We start from the raw sequence: 17,931 nt of genomic DNA on the forward strand, positions 1-17,931 counted from the left end.
AAAAAATTACGCCAAGCGCAGGGGATAATATGGCGGACAGCAGGGAGTCCCGCTTCCAGCAGGACATCATCGAGTCCATGGTGTCTGGCGGCTGGAAGGCAGGCACGGCCAGCGGCTACGACCGTACCACGGCCCTCTACACGGAGGATTTGCTGGGTTATGTGCGGGAAGCCTGGTCGGAGCGCTGGGAAAAGTTTTGCAAGGCCAACCCTCAAGCGCCCGAGCAGGTCTTCATTCAGAAGGTCGTTCGAGAGCTGGACAAGTCCGGCACGCTGGAAGTGCTGCGTCATGGCTTCAAGGTGCCTGGGGTGAAGTTCGGCCTATGCAGCTTCCAGCCCGACCACGGCATGAACCCCGATTCGCTGGCCCGCTACCGCGCCAACCGATTGCGCGTGGTACCCGAAGTTTCCTATTCGCCCCATGCCCGCGAGAAGGGCAAAGGCGGCGAGAGCTACAATCCCCGACTCGACCTGGTGTTGTTCGTCAATGGCATCCCCACCGCCACCCTGGAGCTGAAAAGCCAGTTCAAGCAGACGGTGGAGAACGCCAAGCGGCAGTACCGCCACGACCGACCGATCAAGGATCCCGTCACCCGTAAACCCGAGCCTCTGCTCACCTTCAAGCGTGGTGCCCTGGTACACTTTGCGGTGAGCCAGGCCGAAGTGGCCATGACTACCAAGCTGGCCGGCAAGGATACCTTCTTCCTGCCCTTCAACCGTGGCACGGAAGAGGGCGGCGCCGGTAATCCACCCGCGTCGGACGAGCAGAGCTACGCCACTGACTACCTGTGGGAAGAGGTGTTCGCACCGGATGCCTGGCTGAAGGTGCTGGGGCGCTTCCTGCACCTAGAGAAGAAGACCAGCGAAGACTTCTACGGCCGCCGCCAGACCAAGGAGACGCTGATCTTCCCTCGATATCACCAGTGGGAGGTGGTCAACCGCCTAGTACAGGCCACCCTGGCCGAGGGGCCGGGTTGCCGTTACCTGGTGCAGCACAGCGCCGGCTCCGGCAAGTCCAACTCCATCGCCTGGTGTGCCCACCAGTTGGCCAACCTCTACGCTGAGGATGGCACCAAGCTGTTCAACTCGGTGATTGTGGTAACCGACCGCACGGTGCTCGACAGCCAGCTCCAGGAGACCATCTACCAGTTCGAGCACGCCCACGGCGTGGTGCGGCCCATCACCCGCGACATCGGTAACCAGAGCAAGTCGGAGCTGCTCGCCGAGGCCCTAGCCAGTAACACCCGCATCATCATCGTCACCATCCAGACCTTCCCGGCGCTGTTCGACGCCCTGGACAAGCGCCCCCAGCTCGCCGAGGGCCACTATGCAGTGATCGCCGACGAGGCCCACTCCTCGCAGACCGGCAGCTCGGCCAGCAAGCTCAAGGCGTTGCTGGCCGCCGCTGGAGAGGTCTCAGAGGGCGATGACGACGAGATCAGTGCGGAGGCCATGCTGGATGCCGCCGTGGCCTCCCGGCGCCCCAGCGAGCGGATCAGCTACTACGCCTTTACCGCCACGCCCAAGGCCAAGACCTTGGAGCTGTTCGGTCGTCCGCCGGATCCCTGCCTGCCGGCTGGCGCCGACAACAAGCCCGAGCCGTTCCACCTCTACTCCATGCGTCAGGCAATCGAGGAGGGCTTTATTCTCGACGTGCTGCGCAACTACGTCACCTACAGCACCGCCTGGAAGCTCGCCCATCCCGAGGGGCAAGACCAGGAGGTGGACTCCAAGAAGGCCTCGCGCACCCTGGCCAAGTGGGTGCGACTGCATCCATACAACATCGCCCAGCGCGTGGAAGTGATCGTCGAGCATTACCGTGACAACGTGCGCCATCTTCTCGACGGCCAGGCCAAGGCCATGGTAGTCACCGCTAGTCGTCAGGAGGCGGTGCGCTACCAACTGGCCATGCGTCGGTACGTCGAGAAGCAGGGCTACGGTGACGTTCACCCTATGGTGGCCTTCTCCGGCAGCGTGCCGCCCGATGAGGAGATCCCCGAGGAGGTCACCGAGACCAGCCAGCTGCTCAACCCCGGGCTCAAGGGGCGCGACCTGGCCGAGGCGTTCGACACCGACGACTACAACGTGATGATCGCCGCCAACAAGTTCCAGACCGGCTTCGACCAGCCCAAGCTTTGCGCCATGTACGTCGACAAGAAGCTGCGTGACGTGGACTGCGTACAGACCCTCTCGCGGCTCAACCGACTGTTCCCCGGCAAGCAGACCTTTATCCTCGACTTCTACAACGACGAGCAGGAGATCCTTGACGCCTTCGCTCCCTACTACCGCAAGGCCGAGCTGGCCGGCGTCTCCGACCCGCAAGTGGTGTACGACTTGCAGAACGGTCTGGATGCCAGCGGTATCTACCACTGGCCTGAAGTAGAGGCCTTCGCCAAGGCTTTCTTCGACCCCAAGGCGCCGGCGTCGAGCCTCAGCTATCACTGCCGCCCCGCTCAGGATCGCGTCAAGCAGCGCTACCAGCTGGCTCTGGAGCAGCTCCAGGTCTGGAAGGAAGCTCGCCAGGTCGCCGAGCAGAACGGCGATGACAAGGGCCTGAAGCGTGCCGAGCAGGAACTGAAGGACGCTGGCACCACCCGCGACGAGCTCGACCTGTTCCGCAAGAACCTGCAGAGCTTCGTGCGCACCTACGAATTCCTCAGCCAGATCGTCACCTTCGACGACCCCGAGCTGGAACAGCTATGCGTCTTCGCCCGTCACCTCCATCCGCTGCTGCGCACCGACCGGCTGCTGGAGGAGGAAAGCATCGACGTCAGCGAGCTGGAACTGACCCACTACCGCCTCACCAAGCGCGAGGAGAAGCGCCTGCGCCTGGAAGAAGCCGAGGGCGAATATGGCCTCACCCCGGTCAGCGAAGTGGGCTCAGGCAAGCCCCACGACCCCGAGAAGCAGCGTCTGGCCGAGATCATCGACCGGCTCAACGATCTCTACGGCGCCGAGGTCAGCGACGACGACAAGCTGCACTTCGCCAACGGCATCGCCGACCGTATCGAGCGCGACGAAGCGGTGATGGCCCAGGTCCGCAATCACAGCGAAGACCAGGTGATGCACGGCCTCTTCCCGAGGAAGGTCACCGACGCCGTGCTCGATGCCCTCAGCGACCACGAGAAGCTCAGCATGCCGCTGCTGGAGGATGAAGAGACGGGCAGACAGTTCGCGCTGTTGATCCTGAAACTACTGGCAGGAAGGAGCGCATGTAATGTGCAACCAGGGAAGTAACCTATCGACCTTGCAGGTGATAAGGGTTGCTATCTGTAGTGGTCCGAAAAATGAGAGTGCTTCCCGTACGAAGATGGTCCATGAGGCATGTGATGGGGTTGCGTGATCTGTTCAAGAGAGTTCTGAGAAGCGGTAAAGAAGAGGATCTACGGTCAGAGCCGGTGGAGGCTATGGAAGACTATGCGTCCGGCAGAAGTAGAAACTCGGAACTTACTTCCGAAGGTCATGAGTCCGAGGAGAAATTCCATGAAGAGGAGCTACAGTCCATGGAAACTCTCTCAGACGACACATGGATCTACGAGGAGGGCGTCGCTGAGCCTCATCATTCGGAGGTACCAAGATCAGCTTTTCCCGAGCAGAAACCTGACATGGGGGAGGCCTTGTCAGCTACTGATGAACCGTTCGGGATGTCTGCAACGGCGGGCGAGACACTGACTCCGGGGGAGCATGCCGAGCGATCGCTTTCTCCCCATGATCATGAAGCGGAGAAGGACTTCTACGAAGAAGAACAGCGCCGGTTCGAGACCCTCCATGACGAAGTCTGGTTATATGAAGAGATAGATGCCCCCACTGACCGTTCGATCCCTGATTCGAGGGAGCCGCCTCCATCCTCCGATAAAGTATCAGGGCTTGCGCTCGGTGAACCTCCGTCACAGTCCGATAGAGGAGGTCTTGGCCGCAGGAGACAACGCCTGTCGCTCAAAACGAGCCGCGCAAGATCCTCTCCCCATGGATCGGCGCACATAGGCCATAAGGTATTCCTTTCCAATAAGGATGCCGAGACGGGCCACTGCCTGCCTCCTCGGACAACGCAAGATCCCTGTGGCACCACAGGTGATGCAACGTTGCCTGTTGATATAGAGCGACAATTACTCTGGCCGGCCGACGACAACTACTGTGACCGGTTGCCCTAAGCTTGACCGCTTGTCCCGACCCACCAGGGAGCCGGTATGGCGGTCACCAGCCAACAGGTCACGCTCTATATGTCGCAACGTCAACAAGGCCAGACCCAGGAGGTCGCCGCCGCCAAGGCCGGCCTCTCCGTCAGAACCGCTCGCCGCCTCGAACGCCGGGCCGAGTCCTCCGAGCCGCCGGCATCACGGCACTGGCGAACCCGGCCCGACCCCTTCGCCGATGTGTGGGAGACCACGCTCGTCCCCCAGCTGGCCGCCGCCCCGGGCTTGCAGGCACTGACCCTGCTGGAGTGGTTGCAGGAGCAGCACCCCGGCCAGTACCCGGACAGCCTGCTGCGAACCCTGCAGCGCCGGGTCAAGGGCTGGCGAGCCGCGCACGGCCCGGAGAAAGAGGTAATGTTCCCGCAAACCCATGGCCCCGGGCTGCGCGGCCTCTCCGACTTCACCGAGCTCAAGGGGATTGTCATTACCGTGGCAGGGGAGCTGCTTGATCACCGGCTCTACCACTTCCGCCTGGCCTACAGCGGCTGGTGTTATGTCCGGGTGGTGCTCGGTGGCGAGAGCTACCCGGCGCTGGCTGAAGGCCTGACCCGTGCGCTGGAGCGGCTTGGCGGTGTCCCCGCGGAGCACCGCACCGACAGCTTGTCGGCGGCCTTCCGCAACCTCGGCCGGGAGGCGGAAGCCGACCTCACCGAGCGTTATGCTGCCCTGTGCGCTCACTACGGCATGACGGCCACCCGTAATAACCCAGGGCGCGGCCATGAAAACGCCAGCATCGAGTCGCCACATGGCCACTTCAAGCGGCGCCTGCAACAGCGCCTGACGCTGCGCGGCTCCCAGGACTTCGCTAGCCTCGATGACTACCAGGCCTTCCTCGATGAGGTGACCACCGCGATCAACCGCCGCAACGCGGCCCGGATCACCGTCGAGCGTGGCGCGCTGCAGCCACTGCCCAGCCGGCCCGGTACCGACTACAGCGAGGTGACGGTGCGCGTCACTACCTCCAGCACCATCCAGGTGCGCAAGGTGCTCTACTCGGTGCCGTCCCGGCTGATCGGCGAGAACCTGCGGGTGCACCTTTACGATGATCGCTTGGTGCTGCATCACGCACAGCAAGCATTGCTGACGCTGAGGCGGCTGCATGCCACGCCGGAAAGCGGCCGGTTGCGGGTCATCGATTACCGCCATGTGATCGGCTGGCTGGTCCGCAAGCCCCGGGCGCTGGCGGGGCTGACGTTCCGCGACGACCTGTTGCCGAGTGCGGAGTGGCGCGAGCTGTACGCCCGGCTGACCGCCGCCTTGCCGGTCGCCGAGGCCTGCAAGCGCATCGTTGGCGCTCTGGCGTTGGCCGCCGAGCAGGACCAGGCCGAGGCGATCGCCAGTTACTGGCTGGGCGCCCTGGCGCGCGGGAAGAGCCCGACGCTGGCCGAGCTCCAGGCCCGCTTCGCCGCCACGCCGAGCGCCACGCTGGTTTTCCCCCAGGTGACTCAGCATGACATCGCCAGCTACAACCATCTGGTGCCCAGCGTGCCGACCACAGAGGTGTGCTGCCATGCCTGATGCCCAGACGCTGCCGCTGCTACTGCGACAGCTCCGCCTGCCCACCATGGCCGCCTGCTGGCCCCAGCTGGAAACCCGCGCCCGAGCCGAAAACTGGAGCCTGCCACAAACACTGGCCGCCCTATGCGAGCACGAGCTGGCCGAGCGTGAGCGACGCCGGCTGGCCCGGCACCTCAAGGAGGCCCGGCTGCCGGTGGGCAAGACGCTGGAGTCCTTCGAGTTCGACGCCATCGCGGCCGAGCAGCGCCAGCAACTGAGCGCCTTGGCCGGCGACACGCAGTGGGTCGACCAGGCTCACAACCTGCTGCTGTTTGGGCCCTCCGGCGTCGGCAAGAGCCACGTGGCGGCCGGGCTCGGGCATACGCTGGTCGACCAGGGTTACCGGGTGCGCTACGCCACCGCCTCAAGCCTGGTCCAGGAGCTCCAGGCTGCCAAGCAGGCACTGCGCCTGAGCGACGCCCTGATCAAGCTCGACAAGTACGCCGTGCTGGTGATCGACGATATCGGCTACGTCCAACGCAGCGAGGCCGAGACGTCAGTGCTGTTCGAGCTGATCGCCCATCGCTACGAGTCGGCCAGCCTGATCATCACCGCCAACCAGCCGTTCAGCGCCTGGGACAGTATCTTCCCCGACAGCATGATGGCCGTGGCCGCCATCGACCGGTTGGTGCACCACGCCACGCTGATGGAGCTGAGCGGGGAGAGCTACCGTAAGCGTGCTTATCAACGACAATTACAAGGAGGAAAAGCTGGGTCGTCGGACTGACGACAACTACCCCACCCAACCGGCCATTTTAATTGTCGCCAAGCGGCCAAAGTAGTTGACGTCGCATACTGTTGAAGAAGTGAATGCACAGATCAAGCAAGATACTTGCATCTCAATAGGTGAGCCTGGCTTGATCACAACTGAGAGCGCGCTGATAACACTCCGCACCGATTCTGACAGCCAGCCGGCCCACCAGGATGCATCCACATCGGTCATGCGCGACGAGAATACCACGGAGGCTTCCTGTTCAGATGAAGCCTCTGCTGCTGTTTGGGGTCAGGTCCATTTACCGGTACCTTCTGAGGAAGATCCGGAGCCCTCAATGACAAGGAACCTGGAGGAGGGCGAAGGTGGCCTGGTAGTCTCGGAGAACAGACTCAATGCTTCACTTGGGCCTGTGACGGCCGAGCAGTCCTCCGTAGCCCCTCGATTCTTATCTGAGACCAGCCGGTTCCAACAGCCTAACCTTCAGCAGGAAGACGCTGAGGAGGAGTACGGTCAGGAGCCGTCGGATTACCTCTATGACGATCAGGACGATTACAGTTTAACTGCTTTATTTGATGATGACGTCTATGACCATGAGCCTTTAGGGGACTTTGCACTGGGTGCAGAGTCGTTAGAGGAGTTCGAAGGCTTCACCGAGGATGAAGGTCATGAATTCGATGATGACCTGACCGACCAGGAGTTGCTGGATGAGGTACTCCCGGATGAGGGGGCGGATCAGGATAAGACTGAACGTATCAGCCAGTACCTCAGGGCATGCCAGCGAGCGGCCGAGTTCATCAGAAAGAACCATTGGGACGATGGCTATCTGCACGCGCTCGCCGAGGTGCTCAACACACGAGGCTATGGTGCGATCCTCACCCACCTGCAGCGCCATGCGGATGACGGTATGGTGCCTGAGGAGTTCCAGTTGGCTATCCAACTGAAGGCCTTCTGGTCACAGAATCGGATGCTCTGGATTGCGTTTTACCGCAACGGTGATTCCGACTCTACTTATAGAGTGCTCAGCTGGGCGCAATGTCTGCGTATCATTGGAATGCTTGGTACCTCAATGGGTGGAATCCCCCAAATAGAAGAAGTCGAGAGGTTCATCGAGGACCTCTTCGATGAATGGTATGGGGATGATGGATTGAGGAAGAATTTTAAGTCCTTCAGCAAATACCTCAACTATGTGACCTATCGGGCCGATCCTGAAATCCCGGTGCACATGCAGCTCAAATGGGAGCCAGATGGTTTAGAGCATGAGGATGTGCTTGGCTGGGTTCCAATGGATCCGATGCATGAGAACCTTCGCAGACAGCTGATGTACTTCGGTATAGCGTCTATAATGGATTACCCGCAAGAAGCAAAAACGTGGTTTGACCTGCGCTACCGAGACCCCAACTTCAATCCCGAAATAAAGTCAAAGAGTGCCGATGAGAAGCGCAAGAACGGGAAGGGAAGCAACAAGAACAGTAGCAAGGAAAAAACGAAAAGCCCTAGCAGATCGTCAGAGAGGCTGAATAGAGAAAAGAGTGATACCGAGGAATCGTTGTGTTTGGAACCCAGCAATGCAGGAGCATTGTCACGCTCGGCTGAAGAAGTAGTATCGTCACTACAAGAGTTGTTTCTGAAGGGTTACAGCAAGGAAGAGGCCGCTCAAATACTGGGCCTCAACCAAATTGAAATTAGCAACTACCTTCTGGTAATGAAATGACTATTCCTGAACGCCACCTGCCGGTCGCGGGCTGTAGGGTGCTATGTCCGTTGCCTTCCGGGGAGGAGAGCGCTGCACGAGTTATTCGTAGCGACACTATTCAGAATGAGGCCAAAGCCCAGTTGGCTTGGTCGGGGAGGAAGGAGACCACTTGGATGTCGGTCAGCCGGCTTCGATCCGGGTTTAAGGCAGGAATGCATGTAAGTGCCGCAGGATCACGGGAAGCTAGGCGATTCGGCGAGGGGATGATTGTACAGTCCAATCATGTCGCAGGAATGGACCTCCATCTAGTTGAGTTTCCGGAGCAGCAGGTCAGGCGATGGCTGCCATGGTATGTCCTCTCTTTGGTACCAAGCGTCAAGCAGAGATTTCTGACTGGCCAGCTCGACGCCAGCTGCACTTCCGAGCGTGCGCGTCTGCGCATATTGGCCCACCTCTTCCAGCACTGGCAGCAGAATACGGGTGCACTTTCCAATCTGGATATTGACCCGCTCCCCCACCAGATACACTTGGTCCACCACATCCTTAATTCCGGCAACTATAATTGGCTAGTGGCCGACGATGTAGGACTCGGAAAGACTATCGAAGCTGGTATGTTGATCTATGCTCTTCGACAGCGGAAGGAAGCAAGGCGAGTCCTGATCATCACGCCCTCTGGTCTTACCACGCAGTGGCAGGAAGAGCTGTCGAGTCGCTTCGACCTTCATGATTTCAAGATCTATGGGCGGGACTTTACGATAAGGAAGGCGAGTCACTGGCAGGATCACTCCCATGACTATGTTATAGGTTCGATGGACCAATTGAAGCAAGAGCATCATCTTGAGATGTTGATACATGCTGAACCATGGGATCTAGTTTTGGTCGACGAGGCACATCGGCTGTCACGTAGACAGTATGGATTAAAGTTAGATGCTTCCGAACGTTTCGACCTCGTCAAAGAGCTACGCCGTCGTGAGAAGATAGAGAGCTTGGTTCTTCTGACAGCTACTCCACATCAAGGCATGCAAGACAAGTTCACGGCATTGCTCGAATTACTGCGGCCAGAATTGCGAGAGGAACTTCAACTTATTGACCTCAATCCCGGCCTGCTGGGCGAGATGGTGATCCGAAACTACAAGGCGGACGTTACCGACAAGGAAGGCAATTTTATCTTCCAGGGCAAGACCACTCATGCTGTCGAGGTCCCAACTAGTGAGGAATCGCGTGAGTTCGATAAATCTCTACAGAGCTACCTGAAGAAAGGCTATCGTGCCGGTGCCAGCTTGGGGCGCACCGGAAATGCGATCGGTTTCGTCATGACCGTCTATAGGAAGCTGGCGGCTTCGAGCGTTGCTGCGATTCACCAATCATTGATAAACCGGCTGGAACGTCTCGAGAGCGAGCTCGAAGAACAGGAAGGTAATGACACCGATCCTTATGAGGATCACAGGTACCAAGGTGAGTCTGAGGAGACAACAGTAAGACTAATTTCAGAAGGAGAGGAAGAGTTCTTTTCCGGAGAAAAGGAGCACTTAGAGGACCTCATTAGACGGGCTCAGGCTCTGAACGAGAATGACCTGAAACTACAGAGCTTTATGCAGACTATTATCCACTCAACCTTGGTGAAATCCGCAGAAGAAAGGGTGCTCATCTTCACTGAGTACAGAACTACTCAGAGTTATTTAGCCAAAGCACTTGCGGAGCGTTTCGGAGCAGCTACGGTACACTTGATCAATGGGAGCATGTCACTTGATGAGCGAATGGCAGCCATCGAGGAGTTCGAGTCGGCCGGGCAGTTCCTAGTCTCGACTGAGGCGGGTGGAGAAGGCCTTAATTTACACCGACAATGCCACATAATGATCAACTACGACCTTCCTTGGAACCCCATGCGTTTAGTGCAACGCATAGGACGCCTTTACCGTTACGGACAGAGAAAGCGTGTCGTAGTCCTGAATATTAATTCCAAGGGAACACTAGATGAGGACATCATCGCCATGATGTACGACCGGCTCAACCAGGTCGTGACGGACATGGCTCATGTCCAAGGCGATGAGTTCAATGAGAACCTGAAAGATGACATCTTAGGTGAAATGGCCGATATGGCTAATCTCGAGGAGATCATTGAGAAGTCACAACAGCAGGATATTCGCCGTACCCAGCAGAGGATCGACGACGCACTCGAGCGCGCGAGGGAGGCAGCTAGCCTACAGCGTGACCTGTTCGAGCATGCTGCCAGTTTCAATGCCGCGACATTCAACGAGCAAATCGTGGTGACTGAAGAGCACCTTAAGTCGTTCATCTCTGGCATGTGCCGGATCCTAGAGATCGAGCTGGATACTGCCTACTTGAAGGGATCTGCTTGGAGGCTGCGATTCCCAATCCACCTTAAAGAAAAATTCAACCTCACACGCGCTATTCACTCCATCACTTTTGATCGGGAGCTTTCTCGACAGCGTGAGGATATCGAACTAATTAACTATAATAGCGAGTTCTTTAGAGCGTTGATTGATATTGCGACGAGCATCGATTTTGGCGGGAAGTTCGCCTCTACTGGCTTGAAAGTAAAGCCAAGGCAGAGCGTCATCTTTGCAGCTATTCTGCGTTGGCAGAACGAGGCAGGACGACGTATGAGCGAAGAGTTCTCTTTATTTCTTGATGCCGCGGGTGAGATCCGACTTAATCCGGTGGAAGTGCAGGAATGGCTTTTACAAGATTCCGAAGATGTGCCACCTCCCGCCTATGATAAGGAGATTGCGCGGCAGAGTTTCCTTGGGCTTCATAACCACTGTGCCCAGCGGGTGGGAAGGAACATGGGGTCGGGACTGATACCTGAGCGCATTGACCCCATTTCAATTTTGTGGGCTAGTACGGATGAGGAGACCTCAGCTGATTCTCATGTTAATCACACGGGGGGCGATATTTAGGGCTTAATTAGGTAATGTTTTTTCATTTAAGCAGTGTCGGATTTCTGAGCGCACTTTCTTTTTTAATTTGATCGTAAGCGTGCGATATAATCTATACTAGAACCAGAAGAATAACAGGGCGAGTCAGAACTTATGGCGATCCTCATTCCGAACCTAGAAGTAGCCAAAGCTGCAAAACAGAAGCCGACTGAAGGTGAAATCTTTCTATTGGAATTTATAGCGACCCATTTTGATGATGAGGTTGAGGTGTATTTTCAGCCTTGCTTCAATGGGGATCGGCCTGACATAGTACTAATTTCTCCCAAGGCAGGGATCATCATAATAGAGGTCAAAGACTGGAGCTTGGATCTTTACAGTGTTGACGAGAAAAACAAATGGGCGGTCAACCTTCCATCAAGGCAGCAACAGGTAAAATCTCCTTTCGCTCAAGTTTTTTCCTACAAGAAAAATTTCTTTGATATCCATGTCAACGGTCTGCTGGAAAAAAGCCTTAAGAATAAAGCCTTCTTCAAGATGGTTAAGACCTTCGTTTATTTTCATCACGGAAGTAAGTCAGCGATAGAGCTGCTGTATCAGCCCCATCTGGATAGGCTTCGTGGCGAGTCACTCGAGAATGAGAATAATTTTAAGGAAAAACAAATAAGCTACGACCGCTACGAGAGAAGGCGTGAAGGAATCATCTACGCGAAACGCAAATTTGAAAGGGACATGTCATTGTCTATATATAAGGAAAATCTCAAAAAAATTAGATTTCCTATTACGGAAAAGAAAAGCGTCTTTGATGAATCCGTCTATAACGAATTCAAGCGGCTGCTCAATCCACCGTACCATTACGCTTCGGAAGGCAAACCGCCAAGCTACACCGACAAGCAAGTCCGATTGATTCAAAGTTCCCCCAACGCTCGTGCCAAGATATGCGGCCTTGCTGGGTCAGGCAAAACCGTAGTTCTTGCAGGTAGAGCCGTCAACGCCCACAAGCGGCATGGTGGAAAAGTGCTGATACTGACCTTCAATATCACGCTACGCAGCTACATCCATGACAGGATCAGCGACGTTAGAGAAGACTTCCCCTGGACCGCCTTTGATATCAGTAACTATCACCGCTTCATCACCATTGCGCTTAACAATTCTGGAATCCCTGTTGAACTACCCGAACAACTTCACTACGACGGCCCGAGCCGGGAGGTAGCACGAAAAATCGCCCTGCAGCGTGATCATTATTTTGAAGATACCTACTATAGCAATATGAGTGTCTTTCAAAATAAAGAAATTAAGACCAAGTATGAAACGATCTTGATTGACGAGATTCAGGATTACAAACCAGAATGGATAAAAATCATTCGCTCCTACTTTCTTGAGGAAAACGGAGAAATGATTCTTTTCGGTGACGAAAAGCAGAATATCTACAAGCGGGACCTTGATCAAGAACGGCGCTCAAAGGTCGTTGAAGGTTTTGGAAGATGGGAGAAACTCACCAAAAGTTTTCGTTATGCGGCAGATTCTCCTATTATCCCCTTGGTTGAATCTTTTCAAAAAAACTTTCTGTTTCAGAACTACGAAGTAGACGTCGATGAATCTTTTCAATTAAGTCTAGCCAGCGTTGGAGTTCAAGCCTACGGGGTTTATGACCAAAAAAATCCGGATAAACTCGCTGAAAAAATCATCCTGATTGCCAAAGATAACAATATTCATCCAAACGATATTTCCATTATCTCATCGCAGGAAGAGATTCTTAGGAGTCTTGATCACGTTCTGCGCACTTCAGAATCACATAAGGAGAGAACTCTTTGCTCTTTCCCTTTACATGAAGTGACTGTGCATCCAAAATATTCTAAAAGCTATGATAAAATCAGTGGCGCGAAGAAGATGGGGTTCAATCTTAATAGTGGGGTTATGAAGCTCAGCTCCACGCATAGCTTCAAGGGGTTTGAGTCTCCTTTTATATTTCTGATTGTCAATAAGAATGACAGTCCAGAAATGGTTTTTACCGGGCTTACGCGCGCGAAAGAGAATTTGATGGTTCTGCTGGAAAAAGATAGCCCTTACTTTGATTTCTTTAGCAAACACCTCGGCAGGCTAGAAATCGATCACACTGAAAGTCCACCAACAGGCACCATAGGAGTTACTCCGAATTAAAACTAACGACATGCACACGAAGCAACTGTAATGGTTTCGGTGAAACGTGAATGCTCATAATTAATTAAAGCCAGTGCCGGTTAAATATCAGCAAAACTCAATGGCTTCTTCTGGCCGTAAGTGGTAAGCATGCCTTTGAGATGAGCAGTCTTTCGTTCCCCCTGAGGCATGCTGCTCGAGAGAGTGGTGGTCCCAAAGCGGTACACCACCGGTACACACACCAGCTTCGTGTGCTATCCTCAGCTTTCGCTAAGCTACTGATTCCAAAGAACTGTACCTTACGCTCGATTACGGTTGCTTTTCCTTGAATATCAGTAACATATTGATTTAAAAGCGAACTCATAATCCCGTTGTGACTTAATTGCTCCTCCTTTATCTGATCCGAATACCTGACGTCAGTCGCTGCACGGCTCCTCAACTGGGCGCTTAGCCATTTTCGCCTCGTCATGGCATCGCCCGCCATTTCTCCCCACCGGCTGAATACCATTCCTCTCCGACTGATAATGCCGTTTAATCTGTCTCGATGTTTCCGGTCGTGATTCAGGTGGGAATGGCAATGGACGATACGCATAGGGGGATATGCCACGTTTGCCAGCATCGGTTCGAGGCGGGGAGTCTCAAGCCCTGGATTGCCGTGCGGCCGGGTGTGTCTGCGTTGATCGCCAGTGCGGCGCCAGGCTGGGAAGAGGGCAGGATGATCTGCCGCGAGGATCTCGCCAGGTTTCGTCATCTCTACGTCGAGAGAATGCTGGAGCAGGAACGCGGTGAACTGGGCAAGCTGGAGCGCCAGGTCATCGAGAGTCTCAATAACAGGCAGCTCATCTCGAAAAACCCGGAGGACTTGCTGGACAGGTCCGCGACGTTCGGTGAGCGCATGGCGGACCGGGTGGCGCTGTTTGGCGGTTCCTGGGCCTTCATCCTGACGTTTTCGGCCGTGCTGCTGGTGTGGGTCATCGTCAATGTGGGCGGGGTACTGGCCAGGCCCTTTGATCCTTACCCCTTTATCCTGCTCAATCTCGTACTTTCCAGCCTGGCTGCGGTCCAGGCCCCGGTGATCATGATGAGCCAGCGCCGGCAGGAAACCAAGGATCGGTTACGAAGCGAAAACGACTATCGCGTCAATCTCAAGGCCGAGCTTGAGATCCGGCAACTTCACGAGAAGATCGACCACCAGATGGCTCAACAGTGGGACAAGTTAATTGAACTCCAGCAGATCCAGATTGAATTGCTGGAAGAGCAGAGTAAATAGAACTGATAAGTCTTTTATATTTGCCTTTGTTTTAAAAGTCTTTATTTTTCAATAGCTTACAATTATGTTGTCGATCAATGGAAGTGGCAGGTGTTATTGGTTGAACGGGCGAATGCGCTCGAGTGACGCTGTTGTGCGACAACTTTATTTTTATAGAAACATTTTGAAACAAATATGGCGATTATACTTGATTCATATCAATTCAACTGATGGCGATGAGGTTCACAGTAGGTGTCAGCGCTAGGACGGCGTTTTGACAGGGACGAACGCTGCAGGATGCAGCGACACAGGGATGCACGGCAGGATGCCGTGGTGAATTGGCAAGGACGAGCAACGTTTGGGGAGTCGGCCAACCGACTCCCTTTCTTTGTTGCGCTTTGCGTTGATTCGGATCTATGTTCCTCGGGTCCGTGACCGTTGGCAGTGAGCAAAGAATGATGGATTGGATTTCCCAGAACAGCTCCGCCATCACGGCGCTGACCAGTCTATGCACGCTGCTGGTATGGCTCTTCTATGCCCAGTTGCTGTACCTCAACTTCAAGCGGCAACGCCAGCCCAAGATCATCATCAATCGCGGCTTCGGCCGCACGCTGCAGGCGCGTTGCGTCATCAGCAACATGAGCCCCGAGCCGATTTTCATCGAACATATCATCGCGATCCTGCACACCGATCAGGGTGCGATTTCCCGGGATCTGATCGATTTCGAGGAATCGACGGCCAAGGAGGGCGAAGTCTCTCGGCTGGTCGAGACCACGCGGCAAGGGCCGATGCTCTCCGGCAGTTACAACCACATCGGTTCCTTCCGCGACATCATCGATCGTGTTCTGCGTTTCCATGGCCTTCCTTCCGAGGATTTCCGGACGACCGATGGCCGTACGCTGCAGGCGATAGAGCTGCGTGTCATCGCCGTCTACGGCAGTGAGGACTCCCCCGTCGGGGCTTCCCGAACGTTCGCGCTGACGATGAGCTCGGAAGGGGAAGTTCTGGTGCCGACCCGTCTCGATACTCGCCGGTACGCGTCGAGACCGAAACGGCGCGTGGTTCGCCGGTGGATGCGAGAGCAGAACGGCTAAGCTTTGTCTTCATCAGCGGCGTATTCAGGGGGCGTGTTCAGGCGCGGTCGTGGCGGCTCGCGGCCTGTCTTTGCGCCTCCAGTCGTTGGATCAGCTCGCCTGCGCCGAGGTCGGTCGCTCGGCTCGCGCCGGTGCCGGCCCATTGTGCCCCGAAGCCGCTTTCGCCTCTGGCCCTGGCGGCGGCATTCAGTGCCTTGCCGAGATCGTAGGCGCAGGGGTAGGGCGGAATGTCGCCCGCCGCAGCGCTCTCGGCCCAGGCGGTGAAGCGATTGACGAGACAGCGCGCCGGACGGCCGGAGATGGCGCGGGTCATCACGGTGCCGGCGCGGGATGCCAGCCGAGCCCGGTAGGCCTCGTCGGCGGCGCTTTCCGGGCAACCGATGAACGCCGTGCCCAGTTGGGCCGCTGCCGCGCCCCAGGTCTGCGCCTGCTGAACGTCGGCGCCATCCATCAGCCCGCCGGCGGCGATGACCGGCAGCGGAATCTCGCGAACGATCTCGCGGGTCAGCGCCTGGGTCGATCGCTGTTCATCCGGCGCCGAGGGATCGAACACACCACGATGGCCGCCCGCCGCCCAGCCCTGGGCGACGACGGCATCGAGCCCGCTGGCCGCGATCTGGCGCGCCTCGGCAAGCGATGTCGCGGTAGCAATCAGCCGGCATCCCGCCTGGCGCAGCGCTTCGATCTGCGCCGGCCTGGGCAGGCCGAAATGGAAGCTGACCACGGCTGGGCGGGTTGCCAGCAGCACCTCGAGCATCGCGTCGCTGGTCTGAAAGGGCGCGTAGATCTCTTCCAGCGTTTCCGGCGGTGTGGCGTCGAAGCTTTCGAACAGCGGGCGGGCCCGTTCGATCCATCGTCGTTCCCGCGTGCCGTCACGCACCGCAGATGCATGGCAGAAGAAGTTGACGTTGAACGGCCGAGAGGTCAGCGCCTGCGTTTCCAGAATGGCCCGGTGCGCTGCCTCGGGTGTCGAAGCGCCGAGCCCGAGGGCGCCCAAGCCTCCCGCATTGGAGACCGCCGCCGCCATGGCCGGCGTCGAAACGCCTGCCATGGGTGCCTGCAGAATCGGAATCTCCAGACCGAGCTCGACGAGCAATCCGCTAGACATGTCTGTTACCTCCGTCGTTGCGGTGACCGGGCGTAGCCTGTCAGGCCTTCAGCGGCTGCAAGGGGCCGAAGCACTCGTAACGCCGATCATCGGCTGCCACACCCTTCGCTTCCAGCATCTGGTCGACACTTTGCATCATGGGCAGCGGGCCGCAGAAGTAATAGGTCGCGTTCCAGCCGCCGACCCAACGCTCCAGATCGTCCGCTTCCAGCTCGCCGCCTTTCACCCGATTATCGTCGTTGAGATCCGCTTCCCGGGGCTCGCTGAAGCAGGTGTGCAGCTCGAAGTTCGGGTAATCCCTTGCCAGCGCTTCCAGCTCGCTCGTGAAGGCGCGCAGCCCGCCGTGGCGTGCGGCCTGGACGAAGGTCACCGGTCGCGAGGCGGAGGCGTTCAGCGCGGCATGGGCCATGGAGATCAGCGGCGTGATGCCGACGCCACCGGCAATGAAGACCAGCGGCTTTTCCGCCGGGGCCGGCAGCTCGAGCGTAAACGCACCGCAGGGCGGGGAAAGCTCGATACGGTCGCCCTTGGCCAGCCCGTCGTGAATGCGGTTAGAGACATCGCCGTCCGGCACGTCGTTGTCACCGAGCTCGCGCTTGACGCTGATTCGATAGGCGGACGCTCCCGGCGCGTTGGAAAGGCTATAGTTGCGCATGGCGGTGTTGCCGTCGGCGTCCTGCAGGCGGATCGAGACATACTGCCCCGGCAGGTGAGCGGGCGGTGTGCTGCCGTCTGCCGGCGCAAGATACAGGGAGACGATGTTGTCGCTCTCGATCTGGCGTCGCACGACCGTGAATGGCTTGAAGCCCGCCCAGCCCTGCTGTTCGCGCTGCTGGGCATAGATGGCCTGCTCGCGATCGATGAAGACCTGCGCCAGTTCGCCGTAGGCGGCGGCCCAGGCATCGAGAATGTCATCGGTGGCCGCATCGCCCAGCACTTCCTGGATCGAGGCCAGCAGGTTCTCGCCGACGATCGGGTAGTGCTCCGGCTGGATCGTCAATGAAGTGTGCTTCTGGGCGATCACTTCGATGGCGCTAGCCAGCGCCGAAGGGTCTTCGATGTGCTGGGCGTAGGCCAGAATGGCACCGGCCAGGGCGCGCTGTTGGCCGCCGGAGCGCTGATGCGCGGGATTGAAGTAACGCTTGACCTCCGGGTTATGCTCGAACATTCGGGCATAGAAGTGGCGGGTCAGTGTCTCGCCGTGCTGCTGGAGCACCGGAACGGTCTGCTTGATGACATCGATCTGGGCGGGAGTGGGCATGCTGTTTCCTTTTTAATGAGTATTTA

General features: G+C 57.1%; 11 protein-coding genes. 9 read left to right on the forward strand and 2 right to left on the reverse strand.

What is annotated here, in order from left to right; genetic code table 11:
- The first annotated feature begins 29 nt into the window (after positions 1-29).
- From R5R73_RS06580 to R5R73_RS06620, 9 genes are all read left to right on the forward strand, one after another.
- Positions 30-3,236, forward strand: a complete 3,207-nt coding sequence (locus R5R73_RS06580; RefSeq protein WP_322529212.1) for a type I restriction endonuclease subunit R — start codon at positions 30-32, stop codon at positions 3,234-3,236.
- A gap of 92 nt (positions 3,237-3,328) precedes the next feature.
- Positions 3,329-4,150: a hypothetical protein gene (locus R5R73_RS06585; RefSeq protein ID WP_322529213.1), complete on the forward strand. Its 822-nt coding sequence runs from the start codon at positions 3,329-3,331 to the stop codon at positions 4,148-4,150.
- A gap of 36 nt (positions 4,151-4,186) precedes the next feature.
- Entirely contained in the window at positions 4,187-5,710 is a 1,524-nt protein-coding gene (istA, locus tag R5R73_RS06590) for an IS21 family transposase (RefSeq protein ID WP_416221188.1), read from the forward strand.
- Complete coding sequence (gene istB, locus R5R73_RS06595; protein WP_322527534.1) at positions 5,703-6,476, forward strand: IS21-like element helper ATPase IstB; 774 nt, start codon at positions 5,703-5,705, stop codon at positions 6,474-6,476. Before istA ends, istB begins: the two co-directional genes overlap by 8 nt.
- Before the next feature lie 55 nt (positions 6,477-6,531).
- Positions 6,532-8,175 (forward strand): hypothetical protein, encoded by a 1,644-nt coding sequence (locus R5R73_RS06600; RefSeq protein ID WP_322529214.1) that lies wholly within the window; start codon positions 6,532-6,534, stop codon positions 8,173-8,175.
- Positions 8,172-11,078 carry a helicase-related protein gene (locus R5R73_RS06605; protein WP_322529215.1) on the forward strand — a complete coding sequence of 969 codons (2,907 nt, stop codon included), beginning with the start codon at positions 8,172-8,174 and terminating at the stop codon, positions 11,076-11,078. Before R5R73_RS06600 ends, R5R73_RS06605 begins: the two co-directional genes overlap by 4 nt.
- Before the next feature lie 132 nt (positions 11,079-11,210).
- The gene (locus R5R73_RS06610) at positions 11,211-13,214 is read left to right on the forward strand and encodes a nuclease-related domain-containing DEAD/DEAH box helicase (RefSeq protein ID WP_322529216.1); all 2,004 of its coding nucleotides are present in this window, start codon (positions 11,211-11,213) and stop codon (positions 13,212-13,214) included.
- A gap of 556 nt (positions 13,215-13,770) precedes the next feature.
- A complete protein-coding gene (locus R5R73_RS06615; RefSeq protein WP_322529217.1) occupies positions 13,771-14,463 on the forward strand; it encodes a DUF1003 domain-containing protein in 693 nt (230 codons plus the stop codon).
- 434 nt (positions 14,464-14,897) lie between these two features.
- Entirely contained in the window at positions 14,898-15,536 is a 639-nt protein-coding gene (locus R5R73_RS06620; RefSeq protein WP_083387395.1) for a hypothetical protein, read from the forward strand.
- A gap of 37 nt (positions 15,537-15,573) precedes the next feature.
- Here R5R73_RS06620 and R5R73_RS06625 read toward each other — a convergent pair whose 3' ends face one another.
- Positions 15,574-16,644: a nitronate monooxygenase gene (locus tag R5R73_RS06625; protein WP_322529218.1), complete on the reverse strand. Its 1,071-nt coding sequence runs from the start codon at positions 16,642-16,644 to the stop codon at positions 15,574-15,576.
- A gap of 40 nt (positions 16,645-16,684) precedes the next feature.
- Positions 16,685-17,905 carry an NO-inducible flavohemoprotein gene (gene hmpA, locus R5R73_RS06630; protein WP_322529219.1) on the reverse strand — a complete coding sequence of 407 codons (1,221 nt, stop codon included), beginning with the start codon at positions 17,903-17,905 and terminating at the stop codon, positions 16,685-16,687.
- Positions 17,906-17,931 lie beyond the last annotated feature (26 nt).

Source organism: Salinicola sp. LHM, from assembly GCF_034479735.1.
GTDB classification, from domain to species: Bacteria; Pseudomonadota; Gammaproteobacteria; order Pseudomonadales; family Halomonadaceae; genus Salinicola; species Salinicola salarius.